General features: G+C 44.3%; 8 protein-coding genes. 1 reads left to right on the top strand and 7 read right to left on the bottom strand.

Features of this window, described 5'->3' with window-relative positions; translation table 11 throughout:
• Positions 1 to 16 precede the first annotated feature (16 nt).
• A complete protein-coding gene (locus BCT34_RS02480; protein WP_076652480.1) occupies positions 17 to 730 on the bottom strand; it encodes an oxidative stress defense protein in 714 nt (237 codons plus the stop codon).
• A 111-nt stretch (positions 731 to 841) separates the two neighbouring features.
• Positions 842 to 1,738: a LysR family transcriptional regulator ArgP gene (locus BCT34_RS02475; RefSeq protein ID WP_076652483.1), complete on the bottom strand. Its 897-nt coding sequence runs from the start codon at positions 1,736 to 1,738 to the stop codon at positions 842 to 844.
• A gap of 142 nt (positions 1,739 to 1,880) precedes the next feature.
• Between BCT34_RS02475 and BCT34_RS02470 the strand changes: the two genes are divergently transcribed.
• Positions 1,881 to 2,510 (top strand): LysE/ArgO family amino acid transporter, encoded by a 630-nt coding sequence (locus tag BCT34_RS02470; RefSeq protein ID WP_076652485.1) that lies wholly within the window; start codon positions 1,881 to 1,883, stop codon positions 2,508 to 2,510.
• 82 nt (positions 2,511 to 2,592) lie between these two features.
• Here the strand turns inward: BCT34_RS02470 and mscS are convergent, their stop codons facing one another.
• The 5 genes from mscS to tkt form a co-directional block, all read right to left on the bottom strand.
• Positions 2,593 to 3,459, bottom strand: coding sequence for a small-conductance mechanosensitive channel MscS (gene mscS, locus BCT34_RS02465; RefSeq protein WP_076652487.1), 867 nt, complete (start codon positions 3,457 to 3,459; stop codon positions 2,593 to 2,595).
• Positions 3,460 to 3,836: 377 nt separating this feature from the next.
• The gene (fbaA, locus tag BCT34_RS02460; protein WP_076652489.1) at positions 3,837 to 4,913 is read right to left on the bottom strand and encodes a class II fructose-bisphosphate aldolase; all 1,077 of its coding nucleotides are present in this window, start codon (positions 4,911 to 4,913) and stop codon (positions 3,837 to 3,839) included.
• A 155-nt stretch (positions 4,914 to 5,068) separates the two neighbouring features.
• Positions 5,069 to 6,232 (bottom strand): phosphoglycerate kinase, encoded by a 1,164-nt coding sequence (locus tag BCT34_RS02455; RefSeq protein WP_017068708.1) that lies wholly within the window; start codon positions 6,230 to 6,232, stop codon positions 5,069 to 5,071.
• A gap of 166 nt (positions 6,233 to 6,398) precedes the next feature.
• Positions 6,399 to 7,448: an erythrose-4-phosphate dehydrogenase gene (gene epd, locus BCT34_RS02450; RefSeq protein ID WP_076652492.1), complete on the bottom strand. Its 1,050-nt coding sequence runs from the start codon at positions 7,446 to 7,448 to the stop codon at positions 6,399 to 6,401.
• Between the two features lie 214 nt (positions 7,449 to 7,662).
• On the bottom strand, positions 7,663 to 9,657 hold the full coding sequence (gene tkt / locus BCT34_RS02445; RefSeq protein ID WP_102300641.1) for a transketolase: 1,995 nt from the start codon (positions 9,655 to 9,657) through the stop codon (positions 7,663 to 7,665).
• Positions 9,658 to 9,982: the final 325 nt, after the last annotated feature.

Here is a 9,982-nt window from a genome sequence, read left to right as displayed (position 1 = left end):
ATTAACGGAATTGGTATTACTCTTCGATCTGATAGATCACATTCACGCGATCACGAATAGTGATCGTTGAGTCTTCATAAGAGTTCGACTCTGTCCTTGCATCCATCGCCATTGAGCGCATGAGTACGGGTTGAGAAGATTGTGCGTTATAGTCCACGCGCCATACATCACCCAACTCACGCTCAAAACCACTCGCTAATGATTTAGCTTTTGCTGCTGCATCTTTAATGGCTTCTAAGCGCGCTTGCTCTTGATACTTAGCTTGATCACGAACTTGCAGCTGGATGTTATCGATCTGATTGATGCCCTCTCCGATAGCAATATCCATGTACTCGTTTAAATTGGCGAGTTCATTGACTTGAACGGTCACATTACGTGAAGCGCGGTAGCCTACCAGTTCAGGTTTACCATCTTTCGGGTAATGGTATTGAGGAGACAGATATAGGTTCGAGCTATGAACACTCGCCTCATCAACACCAGCTTGATGCAGCTTATTTAGAAAGCCTGTCACGACTTTATCAACGGTATTCTTAGCCTGTTCAGCAGTCATCGTCGATTCCACGACTCTCACAGAAAATGTCGCCATATCCGGTGTCGCGATCACTTCACCATAGCCTGTCGTTGAAATATGAGGAAAGGATGGAGAGTCAGCCAATGATGGAAAACTCACAGCACTCAACGCCGCAGTAAGAGTAAGAGACGTAGCTAACATCTTTGGTACAAGCTTCATTAGGTATGACCTATGCTAAACAAATGTACTTTCATCATAGAGCAATTTATCGTTTAGCCAATCCAGAGCATGCACTTCTAACAGAACTTTGACGCTGAAAAAACCAACAATTTACTGAGGTAAGTGATTGTGAGCAAAACTTAATATCGCTTGGGATACCTCTTTGAGTACCCCACTCTCAAGTTGCCAATGGTGCCAATAGATTCGATAAGACAGTAGGAAACCAGGGGTAATATCAATCAGAACACCTGACTCTAGCTCATCGATGATCTGCAATCGAGGAATCAAGCAATAGGCAACGCCCGATAACGCTAAGCGCACAAACGCTTCTGAACTGCCGACAGTATGATTGATGACACTGTCTCTCGGCACGTTAAAATGATCATGCAGAAACTTCTTATGCAGATCATCGTATTGGTCATAAGAAACGGCTGGCGCCTTGCTTAACGTGGCGTAGTTTACTCCCTCAGAGAAGTAACGCTGATGAAACTCTGGGCTTGCCACACACACATAATCCATCCGACCGAGATAGTCCGCACTGCAGCCAGGAATCGCTTGAGACTCCAAACTGATTGCACCGGCAACTTCACCACTTTTAATCTTATCAATGGTTCTTGCCTCACCATGAATCGCAAGGTTCAGTTCCACTTGGCGAGACTTCATCACATCTGACAATGCAGGCAACAACCATGTCGCTAAGCTATCGGCATTGGTGGCGATGGAGATTGATAAAGGTTGGGCGCTATCTTCATTCATCAACTCTGGCACCAACTCATGCTCTAACAAACGAACCCGGCGATACAAACCCAATAACTTTTTACCTGCAGGGGTTGGCCTCGGTGGGTTTTCTCTCACCAAGGCTGGCTGAGCTAGCCATTTTTCTAACTGTTTGATGCGTTGAGACACCGCAGACTGGGAGATATATAACTGCTCCGCAGCCCTTTCGAAGCTACGTTGTTTCACCACGGCATCCAGTGCTTCTATCCATTTGTAATCCAATCCACGCATCAATTTGCTTCCTTTTTAAGCGAACTCGACACCACATTAGCAACTCTAATAATAGATTAAAATCATTAATTATACTTATTTAAAGGGTCGGAGTATCTTCGCCATATAGCACGTAAATATCGTTAAATAAGTGGAGGTTAAAATGAATTTTTGGGTTTTATTACAAGGTTTTGGTCTAGGGGTAAGCATGATTATCCCTATTGGCGCACAGAATGCGTACGTCCTAAATCAAGGGATAAAACGCAACCATCATTTAACGACTGCGACAATCTGTAGCCTGCTCGATACCCTGTTTATCTCATTAGGCATTTTTGGCGGCGGCGCGATCTTATCGCAAAATGAATTACTACTAACTTCAGTCACATTAGGCGGTATCGCTTTCCTCACTGTGTACGGTTTGCTATCCCTACGCAGTGCATTCAAAACGCGCACCTGTGATGAATCGAAAGGTGAGATATTGGCTCGTGGCAAGCGTACCGTTATTTTGGGTGCGTTGGCCGTAACCGTATTAAACCCACACCTTTATTTGGATACCGTGGTGATTCTTGGATCCATTGGAGGGCAGTTTGAAGGTAACGACAGAATCGCGTTTGCTATGGGGACTATTTTAGCTTCGTTCGTGTGGTTTTACTCCTTGTCATTGGGCGCAGCAAAGCTAGGCCCTACGCTATCTAAACCTAAGGTTAAGAAAGGCATTGATATCGCAGTGGCAACCATGATGTTTGCCATCGCAGCGGTACTCACCAATGGACTAATTGAGCAGTATGGGTAGAAAGCGTCTGGAAGCATAGCGCCAAGAAAAAAGGCGGATAACCTAAGTTATCCGCCTTTTTGTTCAACTCGTCGAAGCTTTATTAGCCCTCAACCTTATTCATGTGCACATCCATTTGTGGGAATGGAATTTCGATACCTTCTTTATCCAAGCCTTCTTTGATTGCTTGCATCAGATCGAAATAAACATTCCAGTACTCTGCAGTGTTAACCCATGGACGAACCACGAAGTTAACTGAAGAGTCAGCAAGTGTGTGAACACCAACTTGAACGCCTGGCTCTTTCAGTACGCGCTCATCAGATTCACAGATCTTAGTCAGAAGTTCTTTAGTTTTTTGTAAATCAGCACCGTAAGAAACACCGATCATTAGGTCGATACGACGGGTGTCATGACGAGAGTAGTTCGTGATTGGGCTACCGATAACGCTACCGTTTGGTACGACAACCATTTTGTTGTCAGGTGTTGTTAGAACAGTTTGGAAGATCTGAATTGAATCAACTGAACCCGCTACACCACCAATTTCAACATAGTCGCCAGACTTGAATGGACGGAATGCAACGATAAGCACACCAGCAGCGAAGTTAGATAGTGAGCCTTGTAGTGCAAGGCCAACAGCTAAACCGGCTGCACCAATAACAGCAACCACAGATGCCGTTTGAACGCCTAAACGACCTAGTGCAGCAATTAAAACAATAACAAACAATAGGTAACGAACTAAACCGTGAATGAACTCCACAACCGCTCGGTCCATTTTCTTTTTCTGAAGAACCTTAGACACGCTATTCGCTACAGCTTTAACAATAAGGTTACCAATAAATAAAATTATCAGTGCTGAAATGATATTTACGCCATATTGGATAAATAGATCTGAATTATTTGTTAACCACTGCTCTGCTTGAGATAGGCCATCCACAAGCGGAGTTTCAATTACTGTCGAACTATCAGCCATAATGTGCATCCTCTATATAATATGCTATGGGCTAAACTGCCTTAAGCCTAATTTACTTTACAATATAATAAACAGTTCAATCACCGTTAAGTCATTGTGTTAAAAGTAAATTAAAGCCAAGTCCTTTTTATAAACTGAACCAAGTCCAGTTTTTCGGCACGATATCCTATCTTTGACAGATTGCAAAGTCATATTTATGTAAGCTTTTGAATTATTAAAACTTACCGATAAACACAAATACCGATAACTAAAAGACTACGAAATTTATTCACCGTAGGCTAGGTTTTTCACATATTTAATACAAGTTTTTATCAGACATAAAAAAACCCGCTCAATGAGCGGGTTTTTAAAACTTAAAGAGTACTTAATTCAAAGAATTATAGTACGTCTACAGCGTTAAGGTCAGCAAATGCTTTCTCTAGACGAGCAACCATTGAAGCTTGACCAGCACGTAGCCATACGCGTGGATCGTAGTACTTCTTGTTTGGAGCAGCTTCGCCAGTTGGGTTACCAATTTGACCTTGTAGGAAATCGAAGTTGTCAGCAGAGTACTGACGGATACCGTCCCAAGTTGCCCACTGTGTATCAGTATCGATGTTCATTTTGATAACACCGTAGCCGATAGACTCTTGGATTTCTGCTTCAGAAGAACCAGAACCACCGTGGAATACGAAGTTTAGAGCGTTAGGTGCAATACCGAACTTCTCTGCACAGTATGCTTGAGAGTCACGTAGGATAGTTGGAGTAAGTACAACGTTACCAGCTTGGTAAACACCGTGTACGTTACCGAAAGATGCAGCGATAGTGAAACGTGGGCTAACAGCCATTAGTTTCTCGTAAGCGTATGCTACGTCTTCTGGAGAAGTGTAAAGCTCAGATGCGTCCATATCAGAGTTATCTACGCCGTCTTCTTCACCACCAGTACAACCAAGTTCGATCTCGATTGTCATGTTCATTTTAGCCATGCGCTCTAGGTACTTAGCACATGTTTCGATGTTCTCTTCTAGAGACTCTTCAGAAAGGTCTAGCATGTGAGAAGAGAATAGAGGCTTACCAGTTTGTGCGAAGAACTCTTCACCAGCGTCTAGTAGACCGTCGATCCATGGAAGAAGTTTCTTAGCAGCGTGGTCAGTGTGCAGGATAACTGGAACACCGTAAGCTTCAGCTACAGCGTGTACGTATTTTGCACCAGCTACAGCACCAAGGATTTGTGCACCTTGACCTTCAAGTTTAACGCCTTTACCAGCGAAGAATGCAGCGCCACCGTTAGAGAACTGAACAACTACTGGAGCTTTAACTTTAGCAGCTGCTTCTAGTACTGCGTTTACAGAGTCAGTACCAACAACGTTTACAGCAGGAAGAGCAAATTTGTTTTCTTTTGCTACTTCAAATACTTTCTGTACGTCATCGCCAGAAATCACACCAGGTTTTACAAAATCGAAGATCTTAGACATGGAAATAGTCCTATTTATTCTATCGTTTTAAGATTAAAAAACTTAAGTTCAAAAACTTGCAATCGTTTGCTCACAACTTGTGCCATTCTAGCAAAAAAGTGTGATATGCAGCAAACGTTAAAAGGCGAGATTCGCATCTCGCCTTTCTAAATCAATTATGCTTTAGCACGCTCTTCAAGCATTGCTACTGCAGGTAGTACTTTACCTTCAACGAATTCAAGGAAAGCGCCACCGCCAGTAGAGATGTAAGAAACGTCAGCTTTGATACCGAACTTGTCGATAGCTGCTAGCGTGTCACCACCACCTGCTACAGAGAAACCTGCAGACTCAGCGATTGCTTTAGAGATACCAGCTGTACCCGCTTCGAAGTTTTTGAATTCGAATACGCCTACAGGGCCGTTCCAAAGGATAGTTTTTGCGTTGCCGATGATTTCAGCTAGTGCTGCAGTTGAATCTGGGCCAAGGTCGAAGATCATGTCGTCGTCTTGAACTTCAGAAACGTGCTTGATTTCAGCTTCTGCGTTTTCGTCGAATGCTTTAGCACATGCAACGTCAGTTGCTACTGGGATAGCACACTCTTTCATTAGCTTTTGAGCCGTTTCAACTAGGTCAGCTTCGTATAGAGACTTACCTACGTTGTGACCTTCAGCTGCGATGAATGTGTTCGCGATACCACCACCAACAACAAGTTGGTCAGCGATTTTAGATAGAGACTCAAGAACAGTTAGCTTAGTAGATACTTTAGAACCACCAACGATAGCAACTAGCGGACGCTCTGGGTTATCCATTGCTTTGCCAAGAGCTTCAAGCTCAGCAGCAAGAAGAGGGCCAGCACATGCTACAGGAGCGTGAGTACCAACACCGTGAGTAGATGCTTGTGCACGGTGAGCTGTACCGAATGCGTCCATCACGAAGATGTCACATAGCGCAGCGTACTGCTTAGAAAGTGCTTCTTCGTTCTTCTTCTCACCTTCGTTGAAACGAACGTTTTCAAGAACAACTAGTTCGCCAGCGTTTAGCTCTAGGCCGTTTAGGTAATCTTTAGCTAGCTTAACTTCGCAGTCTAGTGCGTCGTTTAGGTAGTTAACTACAGGAGCTAGAGAGAACTCTTCGTTGTATTCGCCTTCAGTAGGACGACCAAGGTGAGAAGTAACCATTACCTTTGCGCCAGCTTCTAGGCAAAGTTTGATTGTTGGTAGAGATGCTAGGATACGTGCATCTGAAGTTACTTTACCGTCTTTTACTGGTACGTTTAGGTCAGCACGGATAAATACGCGTTTACCTGCAAGTTCCAGGTCAGTCATCTTGATCACAGACATGATTTGTCCTCTCAAATTTAAATAAATATAAAGTTTTGGAAACTCAGCAACCCTGCTAAGCCTATAAATTATTCAACTGGTAATTCTTTAACTACTAATAATATGTGGACACTTAGAATTTATTTCAAGCTAAAAAATAAATAATCCGCATATTTGCTTCTAGGTCTTACTTCTTGCCTTCAGAAGCTTGCATTGCAAGAACCGTATCCAGCATTCGGTTCGCAAAGCCCCATTCATTGTCACACCACGCTAGCATTTTCACTAGGTGGCCGTTGCTCACTCGAGTTTGAGAACCATCAACGATTGCGCTATGGGGATCGTGATTAAAGTCGATGGAAACGAGCGGCGCTTCAGTATAGTCAACTATATTGTGTAATGTACACTGGGATGCATTAACAATGGTTTGATTTACGTCATTAACTTTCACATTTGCATTAATTGTGACACTTAAATCCATCGCAGTGACGTTTACCGTCGGCACACGCACAGATATCGCTTCAAATTTGTTGGAAAATTTCGGGAAGATTCTTTCAATACCTTTATGCAACTTGGTATCGACAGGAATGATCGATTGACTTGCAGCTCGGGTACGACGCAAATCGCTGTGGTACGCATCGATAACTTGTTGATCATTCATTGAAGAGTGAATAGTCGTAATTGTACCGGACTCAATGCCAAAGGCGTCATCAAGAACCTTAATGATAGGGACAATACAGTTGGTGGTGCATGAACCATTGGAAACGATTCGGTGGTCGGCTTCGATAGTATCGTGATTCACACCGTAGATAATGGTGTTGTCTAGGTCATTAGCTCCTGGGTGTGAGAACAGTACCTTCTTCGCGCCAGCAGCAATGTGCGCTAGGCCGTCTGCACGGCAACCGTAAACACCAGTGCAATCAAGAACGATGTCCACTTCTAGGTCACGCCATGGCAGCAACTCGATATCAGCAAGATGTAAGATACGAATGGTATCAAACTCCCCCTTGTCTTCAGCACCAATGCCATGATGGACATAAATGTGCTCTTGATCGTTAGAGATCTTCTTACCGAAGCGCCCGTGACTGGTGTCGTACTGCAATAGGTGAGCCATAGCGTCAGGCTGAGCAAGCTCATTGACAGCTACTACTTTGATTTGTTGGCTTTTGCCACTTTCATAGACAGCGCGTAATACATTACGCCCTATTCTTCCAAATCCGTTTATCGCGACTTTTAGCATAGTTCCGTACATCTAACCAAAATTTCGTGCAACAGATGATAACTGAATCCTACCCAAAAGGCATTACTTGAATAACCCCGTTTACTTAGGACAGGTTAATCTGTTGCTTGTAGAGATAAGCCTAGAAGAAAACAAATCCCAGATACAAAAAACCGAGCTCAGCGCTCGGTTTTTTCATTCATTTCATTATTAGCACTAGGCTAGCAATTAATGATTAAGCAAGAAGCTCTTTTGCTGTGTTTACTACGTTTTCAGTAGTGAAACCGAACATCTTGAATAGTTCACCTGCAGGTGCAGATTCGCCGAACGTTGTCATACCGATGATCTTGCCACCGAAACCAACGTACTTGTACCAGAAGTCAGCAATGCCAGCTTCAACAGCGATACGAGCAGTAACGTCAGATGGAAGTACAGACTCACGGTATTCAGCGTCTTGCTTATCGAATGCGTCAGTTGCAGGCATAGATACTACGCGTACTGCTTTACCTTCAGCTGTTAGTTGTGCTGCAGCTTCAACAGCAAGCTCAACTTCAGAACCAGTTGCAATGATGATTAGCTCTGGCTTGCCTTCACAATCTTTCAGGATGTAACCACCCTTAGCGATGTTAGCAACTTGCTCAGCGTCACGATCTTGCTGTGCAAGGTTTTGACGAGAGAAGATTAGAGATGAAGGACCATCTTTACGCTCAATAGCCAGTTTCCAAGCCACTGCAGATTCAACTTGGTCACATGGACGCCATGTGCTCATGTTTGGAGTCAGACGTAGAGACGCGATCTGCTCAACCGGTTGGTGAGTAGGGCCATCTTCGCCTAGGCCGATAGAATCGTGCGTGTAAACTTGGATGTTCTGAACTTTCATCAGAGCAGCCATACGCATTGCGTTACGCGCGTATTCCATGAACATTAGGAACGTTGCACCATACGGTACAAAACCACCGTGCAGAGCGATACCGTTCATGATAGCCGTCATACCGAATTCACGTACACCGTAGTGGATGTAGTTACCAGAGAAGTCAGTTGCTTCAAGAGACTTAGAACCAGACCACATAGTCAGGTTAGAAGGCGCAAGGTCAGCAGAGCCGCCCATGAATTCTGGAAGCATTTGACCAAACGCTTCTAGTGCGTTTTGAGATGCTTTACGTGAAGCGATGTTTGCTGGGTTAGCTTGAAGATCAGCAATGATTTCGTTTGCTTTCTCTTCCCACTCAGCTGGTAGTTCGCCGTTAGTACGACGTTTGAATTCTGCTGCTAGCTCAGGGTAAGCCGCGGCGTATGCGTCAAACTTAGCATTCCACGCTGCTTCTTTCGTCGCGCCTGCTTCTTTCGCATTCCACTCAGCTGCGATATCCGCTGGGATTTCGAACGGGCCGTGCTCCCAACCAAGTGCCGCTTTAGTTGCTGTAATTTCATCAGCGCCTAGTGGAGCACCGTGACAATCATGCGTACCCGCTTTGTTTGGCGAACCAAAACCGATGATAGTTTTAGTACAGATAAGCGTTGGACGAGGATCCGCTTTAGCCGCTTCAATCGCTGCGTTAATAGCATCAGAATCGTGACCATCTACCGCTGGGATTACGTGCCAGCCGTATGCTTCAAAACGCTTAGGTGTATCGTCAGAGAACCAACCTTCAACTTCACCATCAATAGAGATGCCGTTGTCATCCCAGAAAGCAACCAGCTTACCAAGACCCAGCGTACCTGCTAGAGAACATGCTTCGTGAGAGATACCTTCCATCAGACAGCCATCACCCATGAATGCATAAGTGTAGTGATCTACGATGTCGTGGCCTTCTTTGTTGAACTGTGCCGCCAGTGCTTTCTCAGCCATTGCCATACCAACAGCGTTAGTGATGCCTTGACCTAGAGGACCAGTTGTTGTCTCGATACCAGGAGCGTAACCGTACTCAGGGTGACCTGGAGTCTTAGAGTGCAGTTGACGGAAATTTTTCAGGTCTTCAATTGAAAGCTCGTAACCTGCAAGGTGAAGCAGAGAGTAAATCAGCATTGAACCATGACCGTTAGACAGGATAAAACGGTCGCGGTCAGCCCACTCTGGGTTTGCTGGGTTGTGGTTCAAGTGGCCACGCCAAAGAACTTCAGCGATGTCAGCCATGCCCATAGGTGCGCCTGGGTGGCCTGAATTTGCTTGTTGAACACCGTCCATGCTAAGTGCGCGGATTGCATTGGCTAGATCTTTACGAGAAGGCATGTCTGCTCCTGGATACATAAGCGATTTAAAAAAGAGATAATTGCTAAAGTTTTCATTTTTATTAGCGCGGGTATTCTCTCAAACGACTATTGCGACTGCAAACGTTTTACTGGCATTTTAACGGTCATTTTTCGCAATTTTCGAACATTTACATCACTTAGCAGTGGCTTATCTCGATCGATACGCAAACGATTAGTTATGACATATCATAAAAAAGAGCTTGTAATTCGACCGCTGGAATTTAGAATAGCCGTCTAGATGTAGAAACACCTACAAAATATACTGTATTTAATGGCGGCGCTTCCTAGCTTGCGACGCCATAAAC

Origin of the sequence: Vibrio sp. 10N.261.45.E2, assembly GCF_002875705.1 — a bacterium.
In the GTDB taxonomy this organism is placed as follows: domain Bacteria; phylum Pseudomonadota; class Gammaproteobacteria; order Enterobacterales; family Vibrionaceae; genus Vibrio.
The sequence above is the reverse complement of the archived record's forward strand: the minus strand, read 5'-3'. Positions and strand labels throughout refer to the sequence as shown.